Origin of the sequence: Shinella sp., assembly GCF_049651085.1 — a bacterium.
In the GTDB taxonomy this organism is placed as follows: Bacteria; Pseudomonadota; Alphaproteobacteria; order Rhizobiales; family Rhizobiaceae; genus Shinella.
Map to the genome: position 1 here is coordinate 163,821 of NZ_JBASBL010000007.1, position 26,871 is coordinate 190,691.

28 protein-coding genes are annotated in these 26,871 nt (G+C 65.3%); 11 read left to right on the forward strand and 17 right to left on the reverse strand.

The genetic code is table 11. The features are described from left to right. Positions 1-110 precede the first annotated feature (110 nt). From rnd to WA950_RS04070, 4 genes are all read right to left on the reverse strand, one after another. Complete coding sequence (gene rnd, locus WA950_RS04055; RefSeq protein ID WP_424550536.1) at positions 111-1,256, reverse strand: ribonuclease D; 1,146 nt, start codon at positions 1,254-1,256, stop codon at positions 111-113. 100 nt (positions 1,257-1,356) lie between these two features. Continuing rightward, positions 1,357-2,748 (reverse strand): multicopper oxidase family protein, encoded by a 1,392-nt coding sequence (locus WA950_RS04060; protein WP_424550537.1) that lies wholly within the window; start codon positions 2,746-2,748, stop codon positions 1,357-1,359. A 79-nt stretch (positions 2,749-2,827) separates the two neighbouring features. Next, entirely contained in the window at positions 2,828-4,069 is a 1,242-nt protein-coding gene (locus WA950_RS04065) for an MFS transporter (protein WP_424550398.1), read from the reverse strand. Positions 4,070-4,241: 172 nt separating this feature from the next. Then, the gene (locus WA950_RS04070) at positions 4,242-4,685 is read right to left on the reverse strand and encodes a MarR family winged helix-turn-helix transcriptional regulator (protein WP_424550538.1); all 444 of its coding nucleotides are present in this window, start codon (positions 4,683-4,685) and stop codon (positions 4,242-4,244) included. A 169-nt stretch (positions 4,686-4,854) separates the two neighbouring features. On the opposite strand from WA950_RS04070, the gene WA950_RS04075 reads away from it, so the two are divergent. The 5 genes from WA950_RS04075 (at position 4,855) to WA950_RS04095 (ending at position 7,357) form a co-directional block, all read left to right on the forward strand. Then, on the forward strand, positions 4,855-5,277 hold the full coding sequence (locus tag WA950_RS04075) for an organic hydroperoxide resistance protein (protein WP_424550399.1): 423 nt from the start codon (positions 4,855-4,857) through the stop codon (positions 5,275-5,277). A 223-nt stretch (positions 5,278-5,500) separates the two neighbouring features. Then, positions 5,501-5,791 (forward strand): ArsR/SmtB family transcription factor, encoded by a 291-nt coding sequence (locus tag WA950_RS04080; RefSeq protein WP_424550400.1) that lies wholly within the window; start codon positions 5,501-5,503, stop codon positions 5,789-5,791. A gap of 12 nt (positions 5,792-5,803) precedes the next feature. Further along, positions 5,804-6,199 carry a VOC family protein gene (locus WA950_RS04085; RefSeq protein WP_424550401.1) on the forward strand — a complete coding sequence of 132 codons (396 nt, stop codon included), beginning with the start codon at positions 5,804-5,806 and terminating at the stop codon, positions 6,197-6,199. Between the two features lie 62 nt (positions 6,200-6,261). Next, positions 6,262-6,639: an antitoxin Xre/MbcA/ParS toxin-binding domain-containing protein gene (locus WA950_RS04090; protein WP_424550402.1), complete on the forward strand. Its 378-nt coding sequence runs from the start codon at positions 6,262-6,264 to the stop codon at positions 6,637-6,639. Next, positions 6,599-7,357 (forward strand): RES family NAD+ phosphorylase, encoded by a 759-nt coding sequence (locus WA950_RS04095; protein WP_424550403.1) that lies wholly within the window; start codon positions 6,599-6,601, stop codon positions 7,355-7,357. Before WA950_RS04090 ends, WA950_RS04095 begins: the two co-directional genes overlap by 41 nt. Here WA950_RS04095 and WA950_RS04100 read toward each other — a convergent pair. Together WA950_RS04100 and WA950_RS04105 are read right to left on the reverse strand one after the other, a co-directional pair. Beyond that, complete coding sequence (locus tag WA950_RS04100) at positions 7,346-8,872, reverse strand: ABC-F family ATP-binding cassette domain-containing protein (protein WP_424550404.1); 1,527 nt, start codon at positions 8,870-8,872, stop codon at positions 7,346-7,348. The genes WA950_RS04095 and WA950_RS04100 overlap by 12 nt on opposite strands. Before the next feature lie 299 nt (positions 8,873-9,171). Next, on the reverse strand, positions 9,172-10,728 hold the full coding sequence (locus WA950_RS04105; RefSeq protein WP_424550539.1) for a helicase HerA-like C-terminal domain-containing protein: 1,557 nt from the start codon (positions 10,726-10,728) through the stop codon (positions 9,172-9,174). Positions 10,729-10,995: 267 nt separating this feature from the next. Here WA950_RS04105 and WA950_RS04110 point away from each other — a divergent pair, with 267 nt between their 5' ends. Further along, positions 10,996-11,388 carry a hypothetical protein gene (locus tag WA950_RS04110; RefSeq protein ID WP_424550405.1) on the forward strand — a complete coding sequence of 131 codons (393 nt, stop codon included), beginning with the start codon at positions 10,996-10,998 and terminating at the stop codon, positions 11,386-11,388. A 43-nt stretch (positions 11,389-11,431) separates the two neighbouring features. Here the strand turns inward: WA950_RS04110 and WA950_RS04115 are convergent, their stop codons facing one another. The 5 genes from WA950_RS04115 to WA950_RS04135 form a co-directional block, all read right to left on the reverse strand. Then, on the reverse strand, positions 11,432-11,944 hold the full coding sequence (locus tag WA950_RS04115; RefSeq protein ID WP_424550406.1) for a ClbS/DfsB family four-helix bundle protein: 513 nt from the start codon (positions 11,942-11,944) through the stop codon (positions 11,432-11,434). 5 nt (positions 11,945-11,949) lie between these two features. Then, entirely contained in the window at positions 11,950-13,104 is a 1,155-nt protein-coding gene (locus WA950_RS04120) for an MFS transporter (protein WP_424550407.1), read from the reverse strand. Positions 13,105-13,196: 92 nt separating this feature from the next. After that, positions 13,197-13,970: a trans-aconitate 2-methyltransferase gene (gene tam, locus WA950_RS04125; protein ID WP_424550408.1), complete on the reverse strand. Its 774-nt coding sequence runs from the start codon at positions 13,968-13,970 to the stop codon at positions 13,197-13,199. Beyond that, positions 13,971-14,621 carry a haloacid dehalogenase type II gene (locus tag WA950_RS04130; protein ID WP_424550409.1) on the reverse strand — a complete coding sequence of 217 codons (651 nt, stop codon included), beginning with the start codon at positions 14,619-14,621 and terminating at the stop codon, positions 13,971-13,973. It abuts the gene before it with no gap. An 88-nt stretch (positions 14,622-14,709) separates the two neighbouring features. Further along, positions 14,710-15,750: a zinc-dependent alcohol dehydrogenase family protein gene (locus WA950_RS04135; protein ID WP_424550410.1), complete on the reverse strand. Its 1,041-nt coding sequence runs from the start codon at positions 15,748-15,750 to the stop codon at positions 14,710-14,712. 181 nt (positions 15,751-15,931) lie between these two features. Here WA950_RS04135 and WA950_RS04140 point away from each other — a divergent pair, with 181 nt between their 5' ends. Further along, positions 15,932-16,816 carry a branched-chain amino acid aminotransferase gene (locus WA950_RS04140; RefSeq protein ID WP_424550411.1) on the forward strand — a complete coding sequence of 295 codons (885 nt, stop codon included), beginning with the start codon at positions 15,932-15,934 and terminating at the stop codon, positions 16,814-16,816. A gap of 67 nt (positions 16,817-16,883) precedes the next feature. Here WA950_RS04140 and WA950_RS04145 read toward each other — a convergent pair whose 3' ends face one another. After that, a complete protein-coding gene (locus WA950_RS04145; protein WP_424550412.1) occupies positions 16,884-17,276 on the reverse strand; it encodes a hypothetical protein in 393 nt (130 codons plus the stop codon). A 264-nt stretch (positions 17,277-17,540) separates the two neighbouring features. Here WA950_RS04145 and WA950_RS04150 point away from each other — a divergent pair, with 264 nt between their 5' ends. Continuing rightward, positions 17,541-18,143, forward strand: a complete 603-nt coding sequence (locus WA950_RS04150; protein WP_119258180.1) for a superoxide dismutase — start codon at positions 17,541-17,543, stop codon at positions 18,141-18,143. A 54-nt stretch (positions 18,144-18,197) separates the two neighbouring features. On the opposite strand, the gene WA950_RS04155 is transcribed toward WA950_RS04150, so the two are convergent. Then, entirely contained in the window at positions 18,198-18,893 is a 696-nt protein-coding gene (locus WA950_RS04155) for a helix-turn-helix transcriptional regulator (protein WP_424550413.1), read from the reverse strand. Between the two features lie 121 nt (positions 18,894-19,014). Here WA950_RS04155 and WA950_RS04160 point away from each other — a divergent pair, with 121 nt between their 5' ends. The 3 genes from WA950_RS04160 to WA950_RS04170 all read left to right on the forward strand — a co-directional run bounded on the left by WA950_RS04160 (position 19,015) and on the right by WA950_RS04170 (position 21,228). After that, on the forward strand, positions 19,015-19,650 hold the full coding sequence (locus tag WA950_RS04160; protein WP_424550414.1) for a LysE family translocator: 636 nt from the start codon (positions 19,015-19,017) through the stop codon (positions 19,648-19,650). A gap of 120 nt (positions 19,651-19,770) precedes the next feature. Further along, a complete protein-coding gene (locus tag WA950_RS04165; protein ID WP_424550415.1) occupies positions 19,771-20,214 on the forward strand; it encodes a c-type cytochrome in 444 nt (147 codons plus the stop codon). 102 nt (positions 20,215-20,316) lie between these two features. Continuing rightward, a complete protein-coding gene (locus WA950_RS04170; protein ID WP_424550416.1) occupies positions 20,317-21,228 on the forward strand; it encodes a c-type cytochrome in 912 nt (303 codons plus the stop codon). 68 nt (positions 21,229-21,296) lie between these two features. Here the strand turns inward: WA950_RS04170 and WA950_RS04175 are convergent, their stop codons facing one another. From WA950_RS04175 to WA950_RS04190, 4 genes are all read right to left on the reverse strand, one after another. Then, complete coding sequence (locus WA950_RS04175; RefSeq protein WP_424550417.1) at positions 21,297-21,797, reverse strand: N-acetyltransferase family protein; 501 nt, start codon at positions 21,795-21,797, stop codon at positions 21,297-21,299. Positions 21,798-22,032: 235 nt separating this feature from the next. Continuing rightward, positions 22,033-22,491: a hypothetical protein gene (locus tag WA950_RS04180; protein WP_424550418.1), complete on the reverse strand. Its 459-nt coding sequence runs from the start codon at positions 22,489-22,491 to the stop codon at positions 22,033-22,035. 68 nt (positions 22,492-22,559) lie between these two features. Then, a complete protein-coding gene (locus tag WA950_RS04185; protein WP_424550419.1) occupies positions 22,560-24,236 on the reverse strand; it encodes an ABC transporter ATP-binding protein in 1,677 nt (558 codons plus the stop codon). Positions 24,237-24,428: 192 nt separating this feature from the next. Next, positions 24,429-26,762, reverse strand: coding sequence for a glucose/quinate/shikimate family membrane-bound PQQ-dependent dehydrogenase (locus WA950_RS04190; RefSeq protein ID WP_424550420.1), 2,334 nt, complete (start codon positions 26,760-26,762; stop codon positions 24,429-24,431). Between the last annotated feature and the right edge of the window lie 109 nt (positions 26,763-26,871).

The following is a 26,871-nucleotide window of genomic DNA, read 5'->3' on the forward strand; positions in this document are numbered from 1 at the left end:
GGCCCGCCTTTCGCCGGCAAGCGCAGCGAAGCGCCCGGACGTCATGCCGGTACTGTCCAGCCGGGTTCGGCCCGGCGGACAAAAAAGCGCAAAGCTGGACGTTCGGGAGGCTAGAGCTCCACCGCCTCGATCTTCTTGTCGACGAAGCGCAGCGCCACCTTGCCGCCGATGAGGCTGAGGGCGGTTTCGCCGAACAGCTCGCGGCGCCAGCCGGACAGGGCCGCGACCTCGGCCGCCTCGCCGTCGATGGCGATCTTTTCGAGATCGTCGGAATTGGCGATGATCTTGGCCGCGACGCCTTCCTTCTCGGCGACGATCTTCAGGAGAACCTTCAGCATCTCGGTTGCCGAGGCGGCGCCTTCCGGCACGTGGCTCTGGCGCGGCAGGCGGGGCAGGTCGGTTTTCGGGATGGCCAGCGCCTCGCCGATCGCCTCCAGCAGCGCAGCGCCGGATTGCGAGCGCTCCCAGCCCTTCGGGATGGTGCGCAGGCGCGCCAGCGCCTCGGAATCGGCTGGTTGCTGCTGGGCGATCTCGTAGATCGTGTCGTCCTTCAGGATGCGCGAACGCGGCACGTTGCGGCTGCGGGCCTCGCGCTCGCGCCAAGCGGCGACCTTCTGCAGCACGGCCAGTTCCATCGGCTTCTTGACGCGCATCTTGAGCCGCTTCCAGGCGTCGTCGGGATGCAGGTCGTAGGTGGCGCGCGATTCAAGGACCGCCATTTCCTCGGTCAGCCAAAGTGAACGGCCGGCCTCCTCGAGCTTTTCCTTCAGCGCCAGATAGACGTCGCGCAGGTGGGTGACGTCGGCAAGCGCATATTCGAGCTGCTTTTCCGTCAGCGGGCGGCGGCTCCAGTCGGTGAAGCGCGAGGACTTGTCGATATGCACGCCCTTGATCTTCTGCACGAGCTGGTCGTAGGAGACGCTGTCGCCGTAGCCGCAGACCATGGCGGCGACCTGGGTGTCGAAGATCGGGTGGGGAATGAGATCCCCGCGGTTGACGATGATTTCGATGTCCTGCCGCGCGGCATGGAACACTTTCAGCACCGCCGGATTGCCCATCAGTTCGAAGAAGGGCGTCAGGTCGAGGTCCTTGGCGAGCGGATCGACGATCACCTCGATCTCGGGGCCTGCAAGCTGGACCAGGCACAGTTCCGGCCAGAAGGTCGTCTCCCGCAGGAACTCCGTGTCGATGGTCAGATATTCGGAACGGGCGAGCGTCTCACAGGCGTCGCGAAGGGCTGCGGTGGTTTCGATGATCTGCATGGGGCTCGCGCGGACTTTTCTTGAAATTTTTGATCGGGCAGCTTTAGACGTTCCACCGTTTTGCCACAATCGAAAACTTGACCCCCGCCAAACCTCACGTCACCCGCACATAGCTCGTCATGCCGGTCTTCTGGTGCTCGATGATGTGGCAGTGGAACACCCAGTCGCCCGGATTGTCGGCGACGAGGGCGAGCTGCACCTTTTCGTCCGGCAGGATGAGGTAGGTGTCGGAGAAATGCGGGCGCAGCTGCTGCTTGTTGGAATTCATCGGCCGGAAGACGAGGCCGTGCAGATGGAGCGGATGCACCTGCGGCGTCGGGTTCTCGACGTTGAAGATATAGGTCTTGCCCGCCTTCATCTCGGCGAGCGGGGCGGTCGGGTCGCCCGTATCGTCCGCCCACGGCACCTTGTTGATGGCCCAGAAATTGTAGCCGAGCGAGCCGCAGATGCCGTCCTTCGGGCGCTCCTCCGCCGAAGCGCTGAGGATGAAGGGAATTTGCGTGGCGGCGGAAAGGTCCGGCTCGGGCAGGGAATTGGCCGCCAATGCCGGCAGGTCGCCGATATGGCGCTTCAGGGAGGCGCCGACGGCGCGGAAGGTGGCGAGCGTCGCCGGCCTGGTGCCGCGCAGATCCCTCAGCGTGGCGATGGCGCCTTCCGCGTCGGGCATGCGCAGCACGAGATCGAGCCGCTGGCCGGGGCCGATCAGGAGGTGGTCGGGCACGAAGCGCTCGGCCACCGGATTGCCGTCGGCGGCGATGACCTGCGCCTCGGCACCCTCTACCACGATCGCCAGGATGCGGGTGACGTCGGTCGCGGCAAGACGCAGCCGCACCAGCCCGCCGGCCGGCGCGTCATATTGCGGCGATTGACGCCAGTTGGCCGTGCGCACGGTGCCGAAGGTGCCGGCACGGGCGGCGTCGCGCGGCTTGAACTGGGCGATGAACTGGCCATCGCCGCCAAGCCGCCAGTCGCGCAGGTTGAGCACGATCTCGGCGTCGAAGACGGGGTCGGCCGGGTCCTCGACGACGACGAGGCCGGCAAGGCCGCGGCCCATCTGTTCCAGCGTGTTGCAATGGGGATGATACCAGAAGGTGCCGGCATCGGGCGGCGTGAAGGCATAGTCGAAGCCGTCGCCGGTATAGACATAGGGCTGGGTGAGGAACGGCACGCCGTCCATCCTGTTATCGATGCGCAGGCCGTGCCAGTGGATCGTCGTCGGCTCGTCGAGCCGGTTGTCGAGGCGCAGGTTGAAGGCCGCGCCGCGCCGCATGCGCAGCACCGGCGGCACTTCGCCCTCGCCATAGGTCATGACGCCCTTCGTCGGCCCCTTGTCGGTGATCAGCGCCTCGCCGGTGCGGGCGACCAAGGGCATGGCCGCTTGCGCGCTCGCCATCCCGCCAAGGCGGCCGGCAAGGCCGAGCCCGCCGGCATAGGCCCCGGCGACGAGTGCGCCCTTCATCAGCGTGCGGCGTGTCAGCATGGCAATCCCTCCGGTGCGTCACGCGCTTTTTAAACCTGAGACAGATGCTCAGCAATAAGCGGCCGTTGACCAGATTGCCGCAGCGTCACTGCTCGCCGTTGCGGTCCTTGTCGGAGGCGGCGAGCTTGTTGAAGAAGAAGGAGGTGCGCAGCAGGTTGCGGAAGCGGCTGCGCCGTTCGCCGGCGGGCACGGCGGGACGCACGTTTATGCGCAGCACCGTATAGACCATGAAGGCGACAAGCACGACGGCCGTGTAGAGGAACAGCGCCTGCGGCCCGAAGAACTGCAGCAGCACCGAGGCGAAGAGCGGACCGATGATCGCCCCGCAGGACCAGAAGAACAGCATGCCGGCGGAAACCAGCGCATGCTCGCCTTCGCCTGCGTGGTCGTTGGCATGGGCCGAGCAGAGCGAATAGAGCGGCATGGCGAAAGCGCCGAAGATGAAGATGCCGACAAGGTTCCTCAGTTCGTCGCTGCCGGCGAAGAAGGCGAGGTAGAGCGCCGAAAGTGTCGAGCCGAGCGTCGCGACGAGAATGATGAGGCGCCGGTCGAGCCTGTCGGAATAGAGGCCGAGCGGATATTGCAGCACCACGCCGCCGACGATGCCGGCGCTCATGAAGCTGGCGATGGCCGTCACCGAAAGCCCGATATCATGGCCGTAGATCGGCCCGAGGTTGCGGAAGGACGCATTGGTGAGGCCGACGACGATGCAGCCGACGGTGGCGAGCGGCGAGATGTTCCAGAGTTTCCTGATGTCGAAGCGGATCGCCTCGGGCACGGTCGGGCTGGAGCGGTCGGCCAGCGAGATCGGCACCAGCGACAGCGACAGCGCCATGGCGACGATGGCGAAAAGCTCGAATCCGCCGATGCCGATGCCGGGAATGAGATATTGCGCGGCCGTGACGGAGCCCAAGTCGACGAAGCGGTAGATGGAGAGCGTGCGCGCCCGGTTGGCATTGGTGACGGAGGCGTTCAGCCAGCTTTCGACGGTGGCGAACAGGCTGGCGAAACAGATGCCCGCGACGAGGCGCATGGCGAACCAGAAGAGCGGATCGATGACGAGCACCATGGCGATGGCCGAGGCCGAGGCGATCGCCGCCATGGCGGAAAAGGCGCGGATATGGCCGATGGCGCGCAGCACGCGCGTCACATAGATGCAGCCGATGGCAAAGCCGATGCTGTAGCCCGCGCCGAGGAAGCCGATGAGAGAGGTGGAGAACCCTTCCTGCGAGGCCCTGAGTGCGATGAAGGTGCCTTGCAGGCCATTGCCCCCGATGAGGATGCCAGCAGTGACGAGAAGGGGAATCAGCGGACGAATCGTGGACATGCGGCCACTATGGCGAAGGTTTTGCGGAAAGGGAGGGGGAATGTGGAACGGGGTTTCGAAATTGTGTATGCGGCGCTTTGCAACCCTGCATCCGGCAGGCCCGGCCGCAAACCTTCAGCAATTTCACCGCTCTATGCAGAAGAGGGGCCGGGGCGGAAGGCGGGAGCCGCCATCAGGCCGCGTCGTCGCCCGCCTGGCCCGCCTCCAGCCGCTCGGTCAGCATCTGGAGTTCGCCGGTCAGCGCCTGCAACGCCTCCAGCGAGCAGCCGGTCGCCTTGCCGATGGCCATGCGGATGGCAAGCGCCTCGCGCTCCATGGCGCGGCCCTTGTCGGTGAGGGTCACCAGCACCTGCCGCTCGTCGCTCTTGTCGCGGGTGCGGTGGATGTAACCGGCCGCCTCCAGTCGCTTGAGAACGGGCGAGAGCGTGCCGGAATCGAGCCCCAGCTTCGCGCCGAGCGTCTTCACCGTGCGCCCGTCTTCCTGCCACAGCGTCATCAGCGCGATATATTGCGGATAGGTGAGGCCATAGGGATCGAGCAGCGGCTTGTAGGTGCGGTTCAGCGCGTGGGCGGCCGAATAGACGGCAAAACAGAGCTGCGCATCGAGCGCCAGCATGCCTCCCGGCCCCGTCGGCGCACTATCGTCCGTCTCAGCTTCGTCATGTTTGTCGATCATGCTGCCATTGTCGCACAAGCGGCCAAAATTGCAATTTGCAAAATCATATTGCGCGCAATCTAATTTTGCGCTACCTATGTCCGTCATCAACCGAAGGAAGGAGACATTCATGCCCATTCTCTACAGGACCAAGGCTTCCGCAACCGGCGGCCGCGCCGGTCATGGCGCAACGGAAGACGGCACCGTCGACGTGACGCTGACGGTTCCTAAGGAACTCGGCGGCGATGGCGCGTCCGGCGCCAACCCGGAAAAGCTCTTTGCCGTCGGTTATTCCGCCTGCTTCCTCGGCGCGCTGAAATTCGTCGCCGGCCAGCAGAAGGTGAAGATCCCGGATGACGCCAAGGTCACCGCCACCGTGGGCATCGGTCCGCGCGAAGACGGCGGCGGTTTCGGCATCGAGGCTGCGCTCGAAGTGTCCGTGCCGGGCGTCGACAAGGCCGTGGTCGAGGACCTCGTCAAGAAGGCCCATGTCGTCTGCCCCTACAGCCACGCCACGCGCGGCAATCTCGACGTCAAGACCACTGTCGCCTGATCCAATCGCCTCCATTGAGAAAAGGCCGCCCGGCTCCGTTCCGGGCGGCCTTTTTATGTGTTCCTCGCGGAACAGCGGCGGGAAAGGCGATGTGAGACCTTCTGATCACCGGACGAGAGAGGCTCATCCCCACCCGAAGGCTCGGACGTCCCTGCGTCCGGGCCTTCTTTCCATGCGCAGGCGCGCATCTTGACGTGCAATAATTCTATTGCATATTCTCCGCATGACAGACGACGACCTCGACCGCATCTTCAAGGCGCTCGGCGATCCGACCCGCCGCAGGATCATGGATCGCCTGCGCGCGCGGCCGCGTCAGTCGCTGTTCGAAATCTGCGCCCATTCCTTTGCGCAGGATGGTGCGCCGCTATCGCGGCAGGCGGTGACGCAGCATCTCGATGCGCTGGAAAAGGCCGGCCTCATCCGCATTGAGTGGTCGGGCCGCACGAAATTTCATTCGCTGAATCCCGGCCCGTTGCAGCAGGCCGTCGAACAATGGCTTCACAGCCATCTCTAGAAAGGAAGTGTCATGCGAATCTACATCACCAGCGTCCCCGTGGACGATCAGGCGAAAGCCGAGGATTTCTATACCCGCGTGCTGGGCTTCAGGGTGAAGCACGACGTGCCTATCGGAGCCGACCGCTGGCTCACCGTCGTCTCGCCGGAAAATCCCGAGGGCACCGAATTGCTGCTGGAGCCGAGCGGCCATCCGGCCGTGCCGCCCTACAAGGAGGCGCTTGTGGCCGACGGCATTCCCATCACCTCCTTCATGGTCGATAGCATCGATGCCGAGCATGAAAGGCTGCTGTCGCTCGGCGTGTCCTTCACACAGGCGCCGATGGATGCCGGGCCTGTGCGGATGGCAGTGTTCGACGATACCTGCGGAAACCTCATCCAGATCATCGAGATGAAAGCCGCCGCCTGAACCACATCCTTGTCATGAGAAAAATAAGTGCTATATTATTTCTCATGAAAGGAGATCGTGTCATGCAGCGCAAACCCGTCCCGCAAACCAATGCCGAAGGCGTCGTGCTCACCAAGGCGACCGTCAATGCGGCGGACCGGCTGGGGCTGACGGCGCGCATCCTCTCGGCGGTCATCGGCGTTTCGGAGGCGACAGTCTCGCGCCTGAAGCGGCAGGACGTGCTCTTGGAGCGCGGCACGAAACCCTTCGAGCTTGCCGTGCTGCTGGTGCGGCTGTTCCGCTCGCTCGACGCCATCAGCGGCGGCGACGAAGGTGTCGCCCGCGCCTGGATGACGGCGGAAAACACCATGCTCGGCGCGCGCCCCGTCGATCGCATCATCTCCATTTCCGGTCTGGTCGATGTCCTTGCCTATCTGGACGCCCGCCGCGCTCTCGTCTGAGGCGCGGCCCTTTGCGGGCGCGGTCTGGCGCTTCGTCGAGGCGCAGCACCGCGTCTCGACGCTGAAGCTCGTCGATACGCTCGACGAGCAGGCGCTGCTGGAAGATATTCTCGAAGAGAGCAAGCCGGTGCTGCCGCCCGAATGCGCCGGGCTCGACTACCTGCTTGCCACACCCTTCCGCTACGGCGCGGTCTATCCGCACGGCTCGCGCTTCCGCCGGGCAGGGCGCACGCTCGGCGTCTACTATGCGGCGCTGACGGTGGAGACGGCGCTTGCCGAAATGGCCTTCTACCGGCTGCTGTTCTTTGCAGAATCGCCCGCAACGCCGCTGCCGGCAAACGCCGCCGACTATACCGCCTTCTCCGCCGCTGTCGCGACGGACAGGACCATAGACCTTGGGCTGCCCCCGCTCGACCACGACGCCCCGCACTGGATGCATCCGACCGACTACGCCGCCTGCCAGTCGCTGGCCGACGGCGCGCGGACGGCAGGCATTGCCGCCATCCTCTACCGTTCGGTGCGCGATCCCGGTGCCGGCACCAATCTGGCGCTGCTTACCGCAACCGGCTTCGCCCAGCCAAGACCGGTGGAGCGCCAGACCTGGCGCATCCGTCTGTCCGCGCTCGGCGTGCAGGCGCTGTGCGACCACCCACCAAGACGCATCAGTTTTTCGCGTGAGGATTTTCGTGGCGATCCGCGCATCGCCTCACGGCGATAGCGCCGCTTCGGCGAAGAAATCCTCCGGCCCGTCCACCTCGATCAGCCGCCGCTTCTCGATCAGCCAGAAGCGGTTCGCCACCGCGCGCACGAAGGCGCGGTCGTGCGAGACGAACAGGCAGCTTGCCTCCTGCGCCATCAGTTCCCGCTCCAGTGCTTCCTGCCCTTCGATATCGAGATGGTTGGTCGGCTCGTCGAGCAGGAAGAAGTTCGGGCTGGTGAGCCGCAGCACCAGCATGCCGAGCCGCGCCTTCTGCCCGCCGGAAAGCTGGCCGACCGGCCGGCCCTGCCTCTCGATGGAAAAGCCCGCGCCGGCGAGCAGGCTGCGCGCCCGCTGGTCGCCGATATCGAAGCGGTGAATGATCGTGCCGTGCGGCGTTTCCGCGTCCGAAAGGTCGGACAGCGCCTGGTCGCCATAGCCGAGCACCAGCGAGGGCGTCGCCTTGATGCCGGGCTGTGATGCGCCGTCCGGATCGATCGCGCGGCGAAGCTGACCGACCAGCCGCGTCTTGCCCGCACCGTTGAGGCCGAGCAGCACGATGCGGTCGCCCTGGCAGATGAACTTCTGGCCGGTGCGGAACAGCAGGGTGCCGTCCGGCGTCTCCACCGGCGCGTCCTCCAGTGTCACCAGAACCTTTGCATGGGTGCCGCGGCTGGCAAGCCGGATGGCGCCGGCGGAATTCTCCTGGTGCGCGGGGCGCGCCGCCTCCTCGATCCGCTCCGCCCGCGCCTTGAGCTGCTTGGTCTTCACCACCAGCAGGTCGCTGCCGGAATTGATGCCGATATTGTTGAGCTTGGCCGCCTGCTGGCGCAGTTGCTGGGCGGTCTTCATGTCCTTCTCGAAACGCCGCTCCTCGGCCGCGTCCGCCTCGTCGAGCGCCGCTCGCGCCCGGGAGTAGGGCAGGGCGAAGAGCTGCGAGCGTTCCGGCCGCAGGAACAGCGTGCGGTTGGTCACGGCATCGAGGAAGGCGCGGTCGTGGCTGGAGATGATCACCGGCATGTCGCGCGGCAAAGCGGCGAGCCAGGTCTCCAGCATGGCGATCTTCGACAGGTCGAGATGGTTGGTCGGCTCGTCGAGCAGCAGCACGTCCGGCTCGCTGACGCGCATGCGCGCGACAAGCGCGATGCGCTGCCAGCCGCCGCTGAGCGCGTCGAGCCGGCGTTCTCGCAGCGCCTCCGGCACCTCCAGCTCCTCCAGCGTCACATCGGCGCGCCAGCTTTCGCTTTCCTGCTGTTCGGGCGAAAGCGCGCCGAGCACCGCCTCGCGGAAGGTGCGCGTTTCAAGCCCGGCGGGCAGGTTCTGCTCCATATGGCCTATGGTGAGGCCGCGCGTGCGGGTGATTTCGCCCGTCGTCGGCTCGAATTCGCCGGTGATGCAGCGCAGCAGCGTCGATTTTCCCCGCCCGTTGGCGGCGACGAGCCCGATGCGGTCGCCGGCGGCGACGGAGAGGGTGAGGTTGGCGAAGAGGTCGGTGGAAAGCGTGACGCCGAGCGCACGGATATTGATGAGCGACATGGAAAATCTCTGGTCTTCAAGGCCCTTGCGGTGCGGCTTCAGCCGACGAACGCGCGGATAGGCTCAAGGGAACTGATGCGGGCAGCACAGGCAACCGCATCGCCGGATAGGGCAGACCAGAAAAGAAAGTGTGTTCGTTCCGATCAGCCCTGCAAACGCATTTGCAGGGCAAGATCAGGACCATGCGTGCGATGTGGCAGGCAGTCGAGCTTCACGGCACAGTCCTCTCTTACGTGTTGCGAACGGGAGAGAACTACCATTGGAAGGGGGATGTTGGCAATGGGGGCCCGCCGAAGGCGTTACCGCCGCAAACTGCCCAATATCCCCCGTACCAGCGCCCGGCCGAGCGAGTTGGCGACGGTTCGCGCGACGGACTTCATTGCCGCTTCCGCCACCGTCTCGCGCTGGTAGCCGGCGCGGGCCTTGGGCTGCTTGGGCGCGGGTTGCGCCGGGGCGTCCTCGTCGCCGAAGCCGGGCAGCGTCCAACGGCTGCCGCCGGCGGGCTTTGCTTCGGTCTCTGCCTGTTCCTGCGCGGCGGCGGCGTCGGCGGCTTTCTGGGCGCGGGCCATGAGGATTTCGTAGGCCGATTCGCGGTCGAAATCCTCGTCATAGAGGCCGGCGACCGGGCTGACGTCCATGATCTGCTTGCGCTCGGCATCCGTGACGGGGCCGAGGCGCGAGGAGGGCGGGCGCACCAGCGTGCGCTCGACCATGGAGGGCGCGCCCTTGCCTTCCAGCGTCGAGACGAGCGCCTCGCCCGTGCCGAGCTGCGTGATGACTTCAGCGCAGTTGAATTCCGGATTGGGGCGGAAGGTGTCGGCGGCGGTCTTCACGGCTTTCTGCTCGCGCGGCGTATAGGCGCGCAACGCATGCTGCACCCGGTTGCCGAGCTGGGCGAGCACCGTTTCCGGCACATCGAGTGGATTCTGCGTGACGAAATAGACGCCGACGCCCTTGGAGCGGATGAGACGGACGACCTGTTCGACGCGCTCGGTCAGAACTTTCGGCGCGTCGTTGAAGAGCAGATGCGCCTCGTCGAAGAAGAAGACGAGCTTGGGCTTTTCCGGATCGCCCACTTCCGGCAGCACCTCGAACAGTTCCGAGAGCATCCAGAGCAGGAAGGTGCCGTAGAGGCGCGGGTTCATCATCAGCTTGTCGGCGGCCAGCACCGAGATCGCGCCGCGCCCGTCATTGGTGGTGCGCATGATGTCGGAAATCTTCAGCGCCGGCTCGCCGAAGAACTGTTCGGCGCCCTGCTGTTCGAGGATCAGCAATTCGCGCTGGATCGAGCCGACGGACGCCTTGGAGATGAAGCCGAACTGGTTGGACAGCGCCGAGGCGTTCTCGCCCATATAGTTGAGTAGTGCCTGGAAATCCTTGAGGTCGAGCAGCGGCAGGCCGCCCTGGTCGGCGATCTTGAAGGCGATGTTGATGACGCCTTCCTGCGCATCCGTCGCGTTCATCAGGCGCGAAAGGAGGAGGGGGCCCATCTCGGAAATGGTGGTGCGGACGCGGTGGCCCTTCTCGCCGTAGAGATCCCAGAAGATGACCGGGAATTCCTGGAACTCGTAGGGCGTGAGGCCGATCTGGTCGGCGCGCTTCTGGAGAAAATCCTTCGCCTCGCCCATCGCGCCGATGCCGGAAAGGTCGCCCTTCACGTCGGCGCAGAAGACCGGCACGCCGGCATTGGAAAAGCCTTCGGCCAGGATCTGCAACGTCACGGTCTTGCCGGTGCCGGTCGCGCCGGTGACGAGGCCGTGGCGGTTGCCGAACTTGAGATCCAGGTATTCCGGCTTGTTGTTGGCGTCATCCGGCTTGCGGCTGGTGCCGATATAGAGTTTTCCGTCCTGAAGAATGGAATCCGTCACGTTGAAACTCCCTGAAGCCGGACTTTGGATCTTACGCAGTTCCGGACGCAAGCCGCTGCGCATTTTGCGATGGCGTCCAGATGTCGCCGGGCCATCTTTTCATTGAATCGTCTCACGCAGGTTATAAGGATAGTCCGCCACGGGAACAACACGCTTTCAGGCTCGGCCTCCTGTTGAACAGTGATATGCCGGCTTGAGTTTGCCGGATAATTATTTTACCTTGACGTTAACGTCAATTTTTTCGGAGGATTTTCCATGAACGATCTCGTTACCCGCGTTTCTGAAGCTGTCGGCATCGATGCGGCGCTTGCTGAAAAGGCCATCGGCATGATGCTCGGCTTCCTGCAGCGCGAAGCTGCCGACGGCCCGGTCGCCAAGATGATCGAAGCCATTCCGGGCGCTTCCGACCTCGTTGCCAAGTACAATGGCGAAGGCCAGGGCGGCGGCGGCCTGCTCGGCGGCCTGATGAGCGCCATCGGCGGCGGTGGCGTTATGGGCCTCGGCCAGCAGCTGATGAGCCAGGGCCTCGGCATGGGCGAAATCACCGGCCTTGCCAAGGAAACCATTGCGGTCGCCCGCGAACATGCCGGCAGCGACGTGGTCGACGAAGTCGTCGCCTCCGTTCCGGGCCTCAGCCAGTTCGTTTGAGCGTAAATCTTCGCCATCCCGTGCTCGCGCGGGATGGCGACTCTCATGCTTTTGTATGGGATTTCAGCCATTTGCGCAGGCGGCCGCGCGCATTGGCATAGGGCGATGACGTGTTGAACTGGATCATCCTGCCCATCGGCCATTTCTCGTACCATGGACGGCCATAGAGCGCCGCATCGTCATGCCGGCCGATCGTCGCGACGATCCTGCTTTTGGCTGCATGAAGCCGCTCGACAAGCTGCGGATAGGGAATATCCGCGTAGTCGCCGTAGAATTTCCCGGCAAGCCTGCCCAACTCGTTCCATTTGAAACCGGTTTCTGGAAAATCGACCGGCTGGCCCGCGGCATCCCGCTCCAGCCATTTGAGGACGAGTTCGTTCCAGCCGGTGAGATAGGCGACGAGATCGAAGGGGCTCATCTGCGTGCCCTTGGCGTGCCCCTCCATCGTGCGCTGGTGGATGAGCGCGGGAGGAACCTCTTCCAGCAGCCTTGCGAGTTTTGCGAACTCCGTGTCGATCGCCGCCAGCAGTTCGTCCTTGTCTTGCGGGATCGCCATCGGACCTACCGCCGCCGCGCCAGCATCAGTATGGCGGTGAAGAGGACGAGGCCGATGCCCACCGAGAGCGGCCCGGCCTTCGGTCCGCCGGCCTCCATGATCGCGCCGGTGATGCTCGATCCCGCGCCGCTGCCGGCGGCGTAGGCGAGCGCGAAGGCGGCGCTGCCGGCCACCAGCATGGCGCCGTTGTAGCGTTCGCCGAGCATGGTGAGCGCGCAGGTATAGAGCGAGAAGGCCGCCGTACCCATCAGCGCGAAGACCGAGAGAATCGCGATTTCCGACTGCATCGACGGCAGCACGAGGTAGCTGGCGGCCGCGACGCTGACGGCCACCATCGCGACGCGTTCACGCGGCAGCTTGTCGAGCAGAACGCCGATGAAGGGCTGGGCGATTGCCGTCGGCAGGGCGAGCACGGTGACGCTGATCGCCGCGAAGGCCTCGCTATGGCCCATTTTCACGAAATAGACCGGCATGGCGGAGATCGCCGCGATATCGGCAAAGCCGAAGACGAAGACCATGCCGACAAGGAGGGGCGCGGCCTTGAAGAAGCGGAAGACGTCGCCGGTGGAGGAGGGCTCCGGCACCGTGCGGGTGGAGAACATCAGCATGGCGGTGGCGAAGGCGACGATGGCGAGATAGACGGCCGTCATCGCGAAGCCGAGCCCGCCCTCGCTGCCGAGCAGCGGAATGGCGAGTGGCCCGGCGGCAAAGCCCGCGCACATGCCCGCGCCATAAAGGCCCGAGACGCGGCCGCGCAGCCGGTCCGGGCAGGCAGCGTTGAGCCAAGCCTCGCCGAGCATGAAGATAAGGCTGGCGAAGAAGCCGAGCAGGAAACGCGCGACAAGCCACACCGTGAACGAGCCCGAGGCCGCGAAGGTGGCAAGGCAGAGCGAGCAGCCGACGAGGCTGGCGATAATCAGCCGGTCGGCCCGCCAGCGCGCGGTGAGGCTGCCGAGCAGCAGCGTCGAGGCGGCAAGGCCGGCGGCGAAGGAAAGCGCATTGACGCCTATCAGTGCCGGCGAGAAGCCGCGCGCTTCGAGCGTCAGCGAAATCAGCGGATAGGTGAGCCCCTGCGCCACGGAAAAGGCGGTGACGCCGAGAATGACGGCGGCAATGGCCGGCCAGTCCGGCGCGAGGACGGTCGAAGACGAGGACGACATGAAGGGCTCCCTGCCGCATGCGAGGCGGCGCATCACCCATATCCGGCCGGCGGGCTTTTGAAAAGCCGGGCAGGCGGGGCCTCAGGGCCGGTTCAAGCCTTCACGGCGATGATGAACAGGCGCGGGAAGCGCAGCAACCGCCGCCCGTCCGCCATCGGCGCATAGGCCTTGGCGATGCGCTCCTCGTAGTCGGCAAGAAAACCGTCGCGCTCCTGCGCCGGGATGCGGTCGAGATAGGGACGAAGGCCGGTGGCCTTCACCCATTCGACGATCGCGCCGGCATCCGCCATCGGGTGGTTGTAGGCGGTGTGCCAGACGTCGACGCGCGCCGCCTTCGGGCCGAGCGCGTCGAAATAGGCCGCCGGGGCCGGCAGCGACTTGCGGCGCGGCGTGCCTTCGGCAAAGGCCGTGCGCCACGGGCCGGCGACAGCGCTTTCCTCCATCAGCAGGTGCGAGGGCTCGGAGAGATTGTCCGGCATCTGCACGGCGAGCACGCCGCCGGGGCGAAGGCCGTCCATCAGCTGCGTCAGCAGCGCCACATGGTCGGGCAGCCACTGGAAGACGGCATTGGCATAGAGCAGGGCGGCCGGTGCGGGCGGTCGCCATGCGGCCAGGTCGCATTCGACGAAATCGACGCCCGGCAGGCGCTGGCGGGCCGCCTTCAGCATGTCGGCCGCGTTGTCGACGCCTCGCACGCCCCGGCCGGGGAAGCGCCTGACGAGCAGTTCCGTCGAATTGCCCGGCCCGCAGCCGAGATCGTAGACCGTGCCGGCGATGAGATCGGCCGGCACCTGGGCGAGGAGGTCGGAGGCCGGGCGCGTGCGCTCGTCCTCGAATTTCAGGTATTGCGCGGCGGACCAGGCCATTCAGAGGCTCTCCAGTGTGGGAAGGATAAGGGATGGCCCGAGGTCGAAATACTCGTCCGGCATGTTGCTGCGGTTGATCCAGACGGTGCGGAAACCGAACTTCGTCGCCCCGGCAATGTCCCAGCGGTTGGAGGACTGGAACGACACGACATTGGGATAGAGCCGGTAACTGGTCGTCACCAGATCGTAGACAGCGGGCGCGGTCTTGTAGGTTCTCAGCGCATCGACCGAGAAGATGTCGTCGATCACCGTGTCGAGCGCGGCATTTTTCACCGCCGAGGCGAGCATGGCGGGCGAGCCGTTGGAAAGGATGGCGATATGCGCGCCGCGCTGCTTCAGCGCCTTCAGGACGGCCGGCACTTCCGGATAGCAATCGAGCTTCCAGTAGGCGTCGAGCAGCTTCGGGCGCAGCGCCGGGTCGACGCCGCCGATGCGCTGGAAGGTGTAGTCGAGCGCCTGCTCGGTCAGCTGCCAGAAATCGGCATAGGCTCCCATCAGCGCCCGCGTCCAGGAATATTCGAGCTGCTTGGCGCGCCAGATCTCGGAGAAGATCTGGTAGTTCGGCCCGACATCCCCCGCATGGCGGCGCACCGCCGCGTGCACGTCGAACAGCGTGCCATAGGCGTCGAACACATAGGCGGCATGGGACATGGCGGCGATTCCTTCTGGCATTCTCGCCGGCGATTGGCGCGTATCGGCAGGGGAATGTCAATCGTCCGGAGCGGGTGGCGCGGTCCCCTCAGAACCGCGTGATCACGCTGATGCCGAGGTCCGTCGCGCGGTCCATGGCCATCAGTGCCGGCACGGCCTCTTCCAGGCTGATATGGCGGCCGATCAGCTTTTGCGGGGCGAGCTTGCCGCTCTCGATCATCGCAAGCATGGCATCATAGCGCCAGGCCTGCATGCCGTGGCTGCCGTAGATTTCCAGCTCGTGGCCGATGACCTGCGCCATGGGGATCTGCGGCGTCGCATGATCGGCGAGCATCAGGCCCACCTGCACATGCCGCCCGCGGCGGCGCAGGTTCCTGATCGAGTTGAAGCAGGTGACGGGCGAGCCGAGCGCATCGATTGAGGCATGCGCACCGCCGCCGGTGATCTCGCGCACCGCCTCGGCGACATCGGCCACCTCGCGGGCGTTGATCGCGGCGACCGCGCCCATCTTTTTCGCGAAGTCCAGTTTTTCGGCGGAAATGTCGATGGCGATCGGGTTGGCCCCGAGCGCGGCCGCGATCATGATCGCCGACAGGCCGACCCCGCCGCAGCCATGCACCGCAACCCACTCGCCGCCCGTCACCCGCGCCTGGTCGACCACCGCGCGGAAGGACGTGGCGAAGCGGCAGCCGAGGCTGGCGGCAGTGGCATAGTCGATCGCTTCGGGCAGATGCACGAGATTGTGGTCGGCGTGGTCGATGGCGACATATTCGGCAAAGGAGCCCCAATGGGTGAAGCCCGGCTGGAACTGTTCCTCGCAGACCTGGCTGTGCCCGGCGCGGCACTCGCCGCAATGGCCGCAGCCGGAAACGAAGGGCACCGTCACCCGTTCGCCCTCGCGAAAACGCTGCACCGCCTTGCCGACGGCCATCACCGTGCCGGCAAGCTCGTGGCCGGGCACATGCGGCAGCCGGATATCGGGATCATGCCCCATCCAGCCGTGCCAGTCGCTGCGGCACAGCCCCGTCGCCTCCACCTTGACGACGACGCCGCCGGGCGTCGGTGTCGGGTCGGGCAGAACCCGGATTTCCGGTGTCGTCTCGAAGGCTTCGTAATACATTGCACGCATGATCATCTCCCTTTGGTTCTCTATCGCACGCACCCCGAAGGCCCTCAACCACGCCATCCATGATAAGACCTGATGCACCCATTCAACATCTTGAATGGACAAGCGGCGCGTGCTGTCGGAAGGAAATTTCGACTTGACCGGCCGTGCCGGCCGGGCGTTGATGGCGAAAAGGAGTTTGAAAATGGCAGTCGATACCTCACCACGCTCGACGACCTGGACCTTCGTGGATGGCGAATGGATTTCGGGCAACCCGCCGCTCATCGGCCCCACCTCGCATGCCATGTGGCTCGGCTCGACCGTGTTCGACGGCGCGCGGTGGTTCGACGGCATCGCGCCGGACCTCGACCTGCATTGCCAGCGCGTGAACCGCTCTGCAGAGGCGCTCGGCCTCATGGCGACGATGAAGGCCGAGGAGATCGAGCGGCTCTCCTGGGAAGGCATCAAGAAATTCGACGGCAAGACCGCTATCTACATCAAGCCGATGTACTGGGCCGAGCATGGCTCTTCGACCAGCGTCGTCGCGCCAGATCCGGGCTCGACCCGCTTTGCGCTCTGCCTCTTCGAGGCGTCGATGGGTGACCCGAACGCTGCCTCCTCGCTCACCGTCTCGCCGTTCCGCCGCCCGACGGTGGAATGCATGCCGACCGACGCCAAGGCCGGCTGCCTCTATCCGAACAATGCCCGCATGCTGATGGAAGCCCGCAAGCGCGGCTTCGACAATGCGCTCGTGCGCGACATGCTTGGCAATGTCGCCGAAACCGCCTCGTCCAACATCTTCATGGTCAAGGACGGCGTCGTCTTCACGCCTGCCGCCAACCGCACGTTCCTCGCCGGCATTACGCGCTTGCGCGTCATCGGCCTCCTGAAGGAAGCCGGGTTCGAAGTGGTCGAAACCACGCTGACCCCCGCCGATTTTGCAGCCGCCGACGAGATCTTCACCTCCGGCAACTATTCCAAGGTCGTGCCCGTCACGCGTCTCGAAGACCGCGAACTCCAGCGCGGCCCTGTTACCGCCAAGGCCCGTGACCTCTATTTCGACTGGGCCCATTCCAACGGCGATGCATGAATGAAAAGAGCCGGCCCCGGGGCCGGCTCTCTGCTTTGGATGCGGGTCGGGCGACGGGCCGCGCGGCCTATTCCTGCCCCGAGGCATCCTCCGTCTTGTTGTCGCCGGTTGCGGCCTTGGCCTTTGCCGCCGCCTCGCGTTCGCTCTCGCGCACCACATGCAGGAATTCGGCGGCGATCGGCGGCGAGATTTCCACCGTCTGCTTCTGCTTGTCGTAGATGCAGACATAGGTGATCAGGCTCTTGGATTCCGGCGAAAGCCCCTCGATGGCGGCGATGCCGTAGGATTCGGTTCCCGTCGGCTCGACGAAGACGTTGGGTGTGCCGAGCGCTTCCGGCAGGCTGGCAAGGCAGCTCTTCTCCACGTCGGCGCGAAATTCCTCCCAGGCATCCGGCGAGGAGGCGTGGGCGGCAGGGACGGCCAGCGAAAGGGCGAGGATGGCAGAGGAAATGATGCGCATGAAAGGCTCCGGGTTGGCAGGGGCGGGACAAAACGTCCCGAATCGGACCTGGGTTCCGCTTGTCATTGATCTGACAGGAAAAACGGGAATGATTTTGTCGCTTGTCAGGAAAATTTGGAGGACGGGCGGTTGCCTCTTCCGGTTGCCGCTCCTATGTTCAGCTTACGGATTTCCTTCATAAAATTCCGTCGCTCAGGCAGTTCCGGCGAAGGTGCGAAGCAGTTTCGCCTCCGGAGTTGCGCCAAACAAAGAGGAGACATCACGATGGCTTTCGAACTTCCGCCGCTTCCCTATGATTACGATGCGCTGGCGCCCTTCATGTCGCGCGAAACGCTCGAATATCACCACGACAAGCACCACAAGGCCTATGTCGACAACGGCAACAAGCTGGCGGAAGAAGCCGGCCTCGCGAACCTGTCCCTCGAAGAGATCGTCAAGAAGTCCTACGGCACCAACCAGGGCCTCTTCAACAATGCCGGCCAGCACTACAACCACGTCCATTTCTGGAAGTGGATGAAGAAGGGCGGCGGCGGCAAGAGCCTGCCGGGCGCCCTGCAGAAGGCAATCGACAGCGATCTGGGCGGCTATGACAAGTTCAAGGCCGATTTCGTCGCCGCCGGCACGACGCAGTTCGGCTCGGGCTGGGCCTGGCTTTCGGTAAAGGACGGCAAGCTTGCCATCTCCAAGACCCCGAACGGCGAGAACCCGCTGGTGCACGGCGCAGAGCCGATCCTCGGCGTCGACGTATGGGAGCATTCCTACTACATCGACTACCGCAACGCCCGCCCGAAGTACCTCGAAGCCTTCGTCGACAGCCTGATCAACTGGGACTACGTCCTGGAGCGCTACGAAGCCGCAACGAAGTAAGCCTTCCTGCTTGCTGGTTTTTCGAGAGCCCCGGCCGGAAACGGCCGGGGTTTTCTATTGGGCCTGCCCGTTTTCGGCCCAGCCGGAAATCCAGAGCTGCCTCAGCCCGTCGCCCTTGCCGCGGAAGTGCTCGCCCGTCGGCGCGCAATCCTCCACCCGGTCGGCGCGGAAATTGCGGATCGCTTCGCGCAATTCGCACCAGCCGACGATATTGGCCGTTTCGGAATAATAGATGAGGGCGATCGGACGGATGGTTCGCTCGGTGGCGCGGGCATACTCGTCACGATAGTCGATGAGGAGCTTTTCCTCGTCGCGGATCGCCCGGCGCACGGTGGCAAGGTCGATGCCCTCGGGCTGGCGCGGCGTCGTGCCCCAGGCATGCAGCGCGCGGGCGGAAAACGTCTGGCGCAGCGGCGGCGGCACGGCGCCCGCGATCTTGTCGCCGACCCTGCGGGCGGCGGCCTTCAGGTCCGTGTCGCCCGTGCGCTCCAGCAGGGCCAGCGCCAGAACCACGGCCTCCGTCTCCTCGATGGAAAACATCAGCGGCGGCAGATCGAAGCCGGGGCGCAGGATATAGCCGATGCCGCGCTCGCCCTCGACCGGCACGCGCATCGCCTGCAGGGCGGCGATGTCGCGGTAAATCGAGCGCACCGTCACCTCCAGCCGCTCGGCGATCGTCGCGGCGGTGACCGGGTGGCGGGCGAGCCGCAGGATCTGGATGATCTCGAAGAGTCGCGATGCCTTGCGCATGGATTTCTCCGTCTCTACTGACACATCCCTGTCAGTTGGCTTTCGGTATAGAACATCTCAAGCGTTTGAAACAAAAGGCAGCATAGGGCTGCGGCGCGAGAGAAAACAATGGCCAACTGACATGACCTACAGCGAAAACCTCTGGCTCTTCTTCCTGCTCGTCTCCGGCATCATCGTCGTGCCGGGCATGGATATGGTCTTCGTGCTGGCCAGTTCCCTGTCCGGCGGCCGCAAGGCCGGGCTTTCGGCCACCTTCGGCATCATGGCCGGCGGGCTGGTGCACACGCTCTATGCCGCACTCGGCGTCGGCATGCTGCTGCATTTCGCGCCCGGTCTCTTCAATGCCCTGCTGGTGATCGGCGCGGCCTATGTCGCCTTCATCGGCTGGCAGCTGTTCCGCAGCTCCATCGTGGTCGATGCGGTGGACAGCATCGATCGGCGCGGGCTCCTGACGCGGTTCCGGCAGGGCGCGCTGACCAGCCTGATGAACCCGAAGGCCTATCTCTTCATGCTCGCCGTATTCCCGCAGTTCCTGCGGCCGGAATTCGGGCCGCTCTGGCGGCAGGCGCTGGTCATGCTGCTGCTGATCTGGATCACGCAGCTTGCCGTCTATGGCGGGCTGGCGCTGGCCGCAGCCCGCAGCCGCGACGCCCTTGTCGGCAGTCCCGCCGCCACCCGCTTCATCGGCCGCGCCGCAGGCGTGCTGCTCGTCGCGATCGCGGTGTTTACCGTATGGCGGGGCTGGGGCGGTTTGTGAGGCCGACAGTCCGGTTTCAAAAAAATTTTACTTTCATCGACTTGCCAAAATGCCATCATGCCCCCGCATCGTAAAACCGGTGGCACGGAATCAACCGGCCGCCTGGAAAGGGAGTTGTCGATGAAATTCAGGACTTTGGCTGTAGCGGCCGCACTTGCGGCGCTTGGCGCGGGTGCCGTCGTGGCTGCGGACGAGCCGCAGGTCGTCCGCCAGGAAATGATGAAGAAGGTGGGCGGCGCCATGGGCGCGCTTGCAGGCATCGCCAAGGGTGAAAAGCCTTACGATGCGGAGATCGTCAAGGCATCGCTGACCACGATGAGCGAAGTGGCGAAGGCCTTCCCGGACCAGTTCCCGGTCGGTTCCGAGGCAGGTAGCGAGACGGAAGCGAAAGCGGCGATCTGGGAGTCGATGGACGACTTCAAGGCTAAGTCTCTCAAGTTCGGCGCGGACGCCGAAACCGTGCTCGCCGGCATGCCGGCGGACCAGGCCGCAGTCGGCGCGGCACTCGGCACGATCAGCCCCAGTTGCGGCGGCTGTCATGAGGTTTACCGCGTCAAGAATTGATCGCGGTAAGCCGAACCACCCCCACAGCAAGCGCACCGTCCCGACGCCCGTCGCCGGGATGGTGCCTTCATGTTTGGACGCCGCAGCGCGAGGCAAGGGCTCATGGCATTTAAGAAGATTCTAGGCGGCATCGTCGTGCTCGGCGCGATCGGCGCGGGCGCGTTCCTCCTCGTCACGGCGCCCGAACGGCTGCCGGCGGAGACCTGGGCCGCGGCGGGCGAACCCGACCTTGCAAACGGCGAGCGCATTTTCCATGCCGGCGGCTGCGCGAGCTGCCATGCCGCGCCGGGGTCAACGGACGACCAGAAGCTGGTTCTGGCCGGCGGGCTTGCGCTCAAGAGCCCGTTCGGGACCTTCCATGTGCCGAATATTTCGCCAGACGAGACGGCGGGCATCGGAGCTTGGACGCTGGCCGAATTCGGCGATGCGATGCAGCGCGGCACCGGCAGGAATGGCGAACATCTCTACCCGTCCTTCCCCTACGCCTCCTATGCGCGCATGACGGTGAAGGACGTGGGTGACCTGTATGGTTACCTGAAGACGCTGCCGGCGAGCGCGAATGTCGCGCCCGGGCATGAGCTGCCGTTCCCGTACAACATCCGCCAGGCGCTCGGCGGCTGGAAGCTGCTGTATCTCGATGAGGAGCCGGGCGTCGAACTGGCCAATGATGCCGACGACGTGGTCAGGCGTGGCCAGTACCTGGTCGAAGGCCCGGGGCACTGCGGCGAGTGTCACACCCCGCGCGACATGCTCGGCGGGCTGAAGACCGACCAGTGGCTCGCCGGCGGGCCGAATCCTGAAGGCGAGGGGCGCATCCCCAACATCACGCCCAAGGAAGGCGGTTTCGGCAGCTGGAGCGCGGGCGATATCGTCAGCTATCTGGAAACAGGCTTTACCCCGGAATTCGACAGCGTCGGCGGCTCGATGGTTTCCGTGCAGAAGAACATGGCGCAATTGCCGAAGGAGGACCGCGAGGCGATCGCGGCCTATCTGAAGGCCATTCCCGCCCGCTGACGGGCGCACTGCGACGAAACGCCCGACCTGGAGCCGAAAGGTCGGGCGCCGCGCCATTGCGGCATCCCTCAGCCGAGAGCCTGAACGTAGCGCATGCCGGTCACGGGGCCGGCCCGGAAATTCAGCTGCTCGTAGAAGCGGTGCGCGCCGAAATTACCCGTTGCAGCGCTCACCGAAAGGTAGCCGCAGCCAGCGATGCGGGCATGTTCGCGGGCGCGCGCAACGAGGTGATGGCCGACGCCGTGGCCGCGATGACCGTCGCGCACGAAGATCTGGTGCAGTTCCATGCCGCGCAGGCCTTCAAGCGCGCGGTACAGGGGCACGAGAAGAGCGTAGCCGATCAGCCGGCCGCCGGTCTCGGCGACGAGTGCGGTGATCCAGGGGCTGGCGCCGAAGAGGTCGCGGTCGAGATTGACGGCCGAGATATTCGCCGTGTCGCCGTGGCATTCGGCGTGCAGCGCGATCATGTCGAGAATCTGCTGCAAATCGCCCGGACGTGCGGCGCGGATGTTCAGCATCGGCGGGCGGTCGGCGGCGTGTGGATCGAGTTTGATGACGGTATTTTGCATTTCAGGCTCCTTCGGTTTTCTGCCATCAGGTGCCTGGAAACAACAAAGCCGCCTGACGGCGGCTTGTTGACATGATCAATCAGCCGCTCCCTATCGGAACAGCCAAAAATACGTCGCGGCGATGTGCGTGTGCTTGATCATGGGCGCGATATTCTCCCTTTCGCGCCGTTTGTCAATCGGGTTTTTCATCGCCCCCGTCCGGGCAGCCGGGAGAAGGAAATGAAGCGAAGGCTGGTCAGGCCTTCGCTTCCTGCCGGCCGGCGTCGGATTGCCCTTCCGTACCGCCGGCCTGTTCCGTGCCGTCGATGCCGAGCCGTTCCTTGATGGTGCGGGCGATCTCTTCCTCGATCTCCTTGCGCTGTTCGGGCGGCAGTTGCGCAAGGCTCTCCTCGGTAAGCCCCATCGCCTCGAGCAGTTCCTTGCGTAGCCGCTCGAGCGGCGACATTTTCGAAAGCTCCATGAAGTCGGCGAGCAGGCTGTCACTCTCGCTCTCGGCCTTTTCCAGCTTGGCCGCGTTCAGCCAGAGCGCGTTGGCAAGGCCGGACGGCATGGCGGCGGCGGGTCCGATGGTCGGGATGTTGCGCGCCGAAGAGCCGCCGCCGCTGCCGAGGCCGCCCGAAAGGCTGTTGTCGCCGGTGGCGGGGCGCTGCCGGCCGAGCGCATAAGCGGAAAGCATGCTGCCGTCGATCTTCATCAAAATGGCTCCTGAAATCGCTTGCAGGCACCATTAGCGGTTGCAGCTTTTGCGAGACTTGCGGGTGTTCAGGTCTCGCTTTCGACGCGCCCGGCGGCAAGGCGCAGGACATGGTCGGACGGGGCGATCACGCTCTTGCGATGGGTTACGGCAAGGATCGTCACCTCGCCGGCAAGCCCGCGGATATGCTGCATGATGCCGGCCTCCGTGGCCTCGTCCAGCGCCGAGCTCGCCTCGTCGAGGAAGAGGAATTGCGGATCGGCATAGAGCGCGCGGGCAATGGCGATGCGCTGACGCTCGCCGCCCGAGAGCTTCATGCCGCGCTCGCCCACCAGCGTCTCGAAGCCCTCCGGCAGGTCCTCGATGAAGGCGAGGATCGCTGCCTTCTCGGCCGCCCGCCGCAGCCGGTCACGGTCGATGGCGCGGCCGAGCACGATGTTGACGGCGAGCGTTTCGTTGAGCAGCGTCGGCTCCTGCGGCACGATGCCGACGGCGGCGTACCAGTCGCGTTGCGAAACGGCCTGGAGATCGACGCCGTCGACGGCGATCCGGCCGGCGGCGGGGCTGAGCGATTTCAGCGCGAGGCGCAGGAGCGTGGACTTGCCCGAGCCGGTCTCGCCGACGAGATAGGTGATCCGGCCCCGTTCGGCGGCGAAGCTGACGTCCTCGATCCCGCGGCCGTTCTCATGGGCGTAGGAGACGCCTTCAAAGGCGAGTCGGCCTTCCCGGGCTGAAAATCCGCCGGGCGTCGCGGCATCGGGCTCCTCGGGCGCGGCCCAGATGCGGGCGAGCGGCAGCAGCGAGGCGCGTGCCCGCACCACGTCGTCGAGCGCATGGCCGATCATCTCGAAGGGCATGTTGAGCTGGAGCAGCAGCGTGTTGAACAGCACCACGTCGCCGACGCTGAGATCGCCCGCCCGGTAGCGCGGCAGGAGCAGGAGGAAGGTAACGACGAACTGCAGGACAAGGCCCGCCCCGAGCACCGACGAATATCCGATGCGGCGGCGGCAGAAGGCGGCCCAGTTGTCACGTTCCTCGCGGGCCTTTTCGGCAAAGCGCGCCTGCATCCAGTGGTGGCTGCCGAAATGGCGCAGCGTCTCCATCGCCGTCATGGCGTTACCGACGAACTTGGCGTTTGCCTGTCCGGCCTCGATGGCCGCATCCAGGTAGCGGCGCGTGCGGTGGTTGGCGATCGCGGTGAGGGCGATGAAGCCACAGCCATAGGCGAAGACGATCAGCACGACCTCCAGATTGATCGTCGCGCCCAGCATGAGGAGGGCGAGCACGATCTGCGTGGCGCCGGGGATGAAGACGACGAGGCCGAGCTGCACGAGCGTCATCAGCGCGCCCTGGCCGCGCCGCCGCGCGCCTTCGATCTCGGCGGGATTGTGCTCGACGAAGAAGCCGGCGTGCTTCCTGAGCAGCCGTTCGAACAGGCTGGTGCTGGCGATGAAGCTGAGGTTTTCCGCGCTCATGTAGGAGAGGTACTGCACCATGTGCTGCATCGCCGCCGCCATGCCGATGAGCAGGGCATAGACGACGAGGCCGAGGGCCAGCGTCTCGGCGAATCGGTCGGCTGTCATGGCGTCGATCAGCCGCGAGAAGAGATAGGGCGCGGCGACGGCCGAGATCGCCGACAGGAAGACGATGACCGCGACGAGCGCCAGGAGGCCGCGCGAGGAGCGCCAGTAGTTGCCAAGGATGATCTTCACCGGCGCGGCGATCAGCCGCCAGTCGTCTTTCAAGGCGAATCTCCCTGGGAGGATGGGCAAGGCGGGATAATGGGAGGAGCGAGGCGGGGAGGCAAGCCGCGCCGGCGATATTGCCGCCTGCGAAGATGGGCCTGACGAAGGGGGCAGCAACGCGCCTGCTGCTGCGTCGCCTCGGGGATGGGGAGGCCGCGCGGCGTGCTTGCCGCGCGACCCGGTTCAGGCTCCCTATGGAAGCGTATAGGCGATGATATAATCGCCCGGCTTGGTGCCGACGGAGCCGTGGCCGCCCGCGACCATCAGCACATATTGCTTGTCGCCGACCGTGTAGGTCATCGGCGTTGCCTGTCCGCCGGCGGGAAGCCGGGCTTCCCAGAGCTGGCGGCCGTTGGTCACGTCATAGGCGCGCAGGTAGTTGTCGACGGCCGCGCCGAGGAAGGCGAGGCCGCCCTTGGTGATCATCGGGCCGCCGATGCCGGGCACGCCGACCTTGAAGGGCAGCGGCAACGGCGTCATGTCCATGACGGTGCCGTTCTTGTGCTTGTAGGCGATATCGCCCGTCGCAAGGTTTGCCCCGGCGACATAGCCCCACGGCGGCGCCTGGCAGGGGATGCCGAGCGGTCCGAGGAACGGCCCCATGAAGACGCCATAGGGCGCGCCCTCATTGCGGTTGAGGCCCTGTTCGGAACCCTTCTCGTCCTGTCCCTTCGGCGGGATCTGGTCACGCGGCACAAGCCGGGAGGTGAAGGCGAGGTAGGTCGGCATGCCGAACATGATCTGCCGTTCCGGATCCACCGCCACCGAGCCCCAGTTGAATGTGCCGAAATTGCCCGGATAGACGATCGTGCCTTCCAGAGACGGCGGCGTGTAGCGGCCCTCGTATTTCAGCGACAGGAAGTCGATGCGGCAGGCGAGCTGGTCGAACATGCTGACGCCCCACATGTCCTTTTCCGTGAGCGGCGGCGGCATGAAGGTGAGGCCGGAGACCGGCTGGGTCGGCGCGGTGAAGTCTTCCGGGATCGCGCCGGTCGGGGCGGGCACTTCCTTGACCTCGATGATCGGCTCGCCGGTGCGCCGGTCCAGCACGTAGATGTCGCCCTGCTTGGTCGGGCCGACGAGGGCGGGAATGGTCACGCCCTCGCGGGTAATGTCGATCAGCGCCGGCTGGGCCGGAACGTCCATGTCCCAGAGGTCGTGGTGCACGGTCTGGCGCACCCAGCGTACCGCGCCGGTCTTGATGTCGAGCGCGACGATCGAGGACGAATACTTCTCGACATGCTCGCTGCGGCCCATGCCGAGCTGGTCGGGCACCTGGTTGCCGAGGGGGATATAGACGAGGCCGAGGGCATCGTCATAGCTGAATACCGACCAGGAATTCGGCGAGTTGGCCGTGTAGACCTGACCCGCCGGCAGTGGCGTGGTGACATCCGGATTGCCGGAATCCCAGTTCCATATCAGCGCGCCGGAATTGACGTCGAAGGCGCGGATGACGCCCGACTGCGACTGCGTCGAGTAATTGTCGTTGACCGCCCCGCCGATGATGATCTTGCCGTCGGTGATGACGGGCGGCGACGTGGAGTAGTAGTAACCCGCCGGGTTGTAGGGCATTCCCTGTTCGAGCCGCAGCACGCCGTTCTGGGCAAAGCTGGTGCACACGTCGCCGGTGGCCGCGTCGAGCGCGATCAGCCGGGCGTCGGAGGTTGGCAGGTAGACGCGCGTGGCGCAGGTCGTGCCGGCGGTGGCGAGCGGATCGGCATAGTAGGTCACGCCGCGGCAGGTCTGGTGCTGGCGGTCGGGGTTCATGCCGGAATTGGAATCGTATTTCCACTTCTGCTTGCCGGTCGCCGCATCGAGCGCGATTGCCCAGTTGTGCGGGGTGCACACGTAGAGCGTGTCGCCGATCTTCAGCGGCGTCACCTGATAGGTGGTCTCGCCCACGTCGTCCGGTAGTTTCACGTCGCCGGTCTGGTACTGCCAGGCGACCTTCAGTGTCGAGACATTGTCCGTGTTGACCTGATCGAGCGGCGAATAGCGCTGGCCGTATTGCGTGCGGCCGTACTGGTGCCATTCGCCGGCCGGCACGTTGCCGCCGAGGGCGGGCGTGGCGTTCACGACGTCGGCCGGCAGGTCACCGGCAATGTCGTGCGGGTCCTGCGTCATCGAATAGCCGGCAACGGCGATGGCGATGATGGTGGCCACGGCGAGCGGCAGGGCCGATGCGGCATAGGATGTGCCCGTGGGGCTCGAAAAGCCCAGCGGCCGGCGGATGGCCGGCAGCATCAGCCACAGGCCGATCAGCACGATGACGCCGCCGCGCGGGCCGAGCTGCCACCAGTCGAAGCCGACTTCCCACACTGCCCAGGCAAGCGAGCCGAGGACGATGAGAGCATAGAGCCACAGCGCGGCGCCGGAACGGCGGAAAAGAAGAACCGCCGTGACGAGGAAGGCGATACCGGTGACGATGTAATAGGGGCTGCCGCCGAGCGAAAGCAGCCAGCCGCCTCCGCCCGTCAGCACCAATCCGATCAAGGCGACGACGGCGGCGGTAAATGCTAGCAACATGATGATCTCCGTTAGCAATGCCGGTCGGGAAGGGCCGGCATGACGTCCGGCTCAAGGAGGGACATCGGAGAAACTAGGGCGCAAGCGGGGCGCTTCAATGCCGGGCGTC

What these genes read in the sequence shown, in the direction of transcription:
- WA950_RS04065 (WP_424550398.1), bottom strand. Translation starts at nt 4,069, where the DNA reads ATGTCCACGATTCGTCCGCTGATTCCCCTTCTCGTCACTGCTGGCATC.
- WA950_RS04070 (WP_424550538.1), bottom strand. Translation starts at nt 4,685, where the DNA reads ATGCTGGCGCTCGATGCGCAGCTCTGTTTTGCCGTCTATTCGGCCGCC.
- WA950_RS04075 (WP_424550399.1), top strand. Translation starts at nt 4,855, where the DNA reads ATGCCCATTCTCTACAGGACCAAGGCTTCCGCAACCGGCGGCCGCGCC.
- WA950_RS04080 (WP_424550400.1), top strand. Translation starts at nt 5,501, where the DNA reads ATGACAGACGACGACCTCGACCGCATCTTCAAGGCGCTCGGCGATCCG.
- WA950_RS04085 (WP_424550401.1), top strand. Translation starts at nt 5,804, where the DNA reads ATGCGAATCTACATCACCAGCGTCCCCGTGGACGATCAGGCGAAAGCC.
- WA950_RS04090 (WP_424550402.1), top strand. Translation starts at nt 6,262, where the DNA reads ATGCAGCGCAAACCCGTCCCGCAAACCAATGCCGAAGGCGTCGTGCTC.
- WA950_RS04095 (WP_424550403.1), top strand. Translation starts at nt 6,599, where the DNA reads ATGTCCTTGCCTATCTGGACGCCCGCCGCGCTCTCGTCTGAGGCGCGG.
- WA950_RS04100 (WP_424550404.1), bottom strand. Translation starts at nt 8,872, where the DNA reads ATGTCGCTCATCAATATCCGTGCGCTCGGCGTCACGCTTTCCACCGAC.
- WA950_RS04110 (WP_424550405.1), top strand. Translation starts at nt 10,996, where the DNA reads ATGAACGATCTCGTTACCCGCGTTTCTGAAGCTGTCGGCATCGATGCG.
- WA950_RS04115 (WP_424550406.1), bottom strand. Translation starts at nt 11,944, where the DNA reads ATGGCGATCCCGCAAGACAAGGACGAACTGCTGGCGGCGATCGACACG.
- WA950_RS04120 (WP_424550407.1), bottom strand. Translation starts at nt 13,104, where the DNA reads ATGTCGTCCTCGTCTTCGACCGTCCTCGCGCCGGACTGGCCGGCCATT.
- tam (WP_424550408.1), bottom strand. Translation starts at nt 13,970, where the DNA reads ATGGCCTGGTCCGCCGCGCAATACCTGAAATTCGAGGACGAGCGCACG.
- WA950_RS04130 (WP_424550409.1), bottom strand. Translation starts at nt 14,621, where the DNA reads ATGTCCCATGCCGCCTATGTGTTCGACGCCTATGGCACGCTGTTCGAC.
- WA950_RS04135 (WP_424550410.1), bottom strand. Translation starts at nt 15,750, where the DNA reads ATGCGTGCAATGTATTACGAAGCCTTCGAGACGACACCGGAAATCCGG.
- WA950_RS04140 (WP_424550411.1), top strand. Translation starts at nt 15,932, where the DNA reads ATGGCAGTCGATACCTCACCACGCTCGACGACCTGGACCTTCGTGGAT.
- WA950_RS04145 (WP_424550412.1), bottom strand. Translation starts at nt 17,276, where the DNA reads ATGCGCATCATTTCCTCTGCCATCCTCGCCCTTTCGCTGGCCGTCCCT.
- WA950_RS04150 (WP_119258180.1), top strand. Translation starts at nt 17,541, where the DNA reads ATGGCTTTCGAACTTCCGCCGCTTCCCTATGATTACGATGCGCTGGCG.
- WA950_RS04155 (WP_424550413.1), bottom strand. Translation starts at nt 18,893, where the DNA reads ATGCGCAAGGCATCGCGACTCTTCGAGATCATCCAGATCCTGCGGCTC.
- WA950_RS04160 (WP_424550414.1), top strand. Translation starts at nt 19,015, where the DNA reads ATGACCTACAGCGAAAACCTCTGGCTCTTCTTCCTGCTCGTCTCCGGC.
- WA950_RS04165 (WP_424550415.1), top strand. Translation starts at nt 19,771, where the DNA reads ATGAAATTCAGGACTTTGGCTGTAGCGGCCGCACTTGCGGCGCTTGGC.
- WA950_RS04170 (WP_424550416.1), top strand. Translation starts at nt 20,317, where the DNA reads ATGGCATTTAAGAAGATTCTAGGCGGCATCGTCGTGCTCGGCGCGATC.
- WA950_RS04175 (WP_424550417.1), bottom strand. Translation starts at nt 21,797, where the DNA reads ATGCAAAATACCGTCATCAAACTCGATCCACACGCCGCCGACCGCCCG.
- WA950_RS04180 (WP_424550418.1), bottom strand. Translation starts at nt 22,491, where the DNA reads ATGAAGATCGACGGCAGCATGCTTTCCGCTTATGCGCTCGGCCGGCAG.
- WA950_RS04190 (WP_424550420.1), bottom strand. Translation starts at nt 26,762, where the DNA reads ATGTTGCTAGCATTTACCGCCGCCGTCGTCGCCTTGATCGGATTGGTG.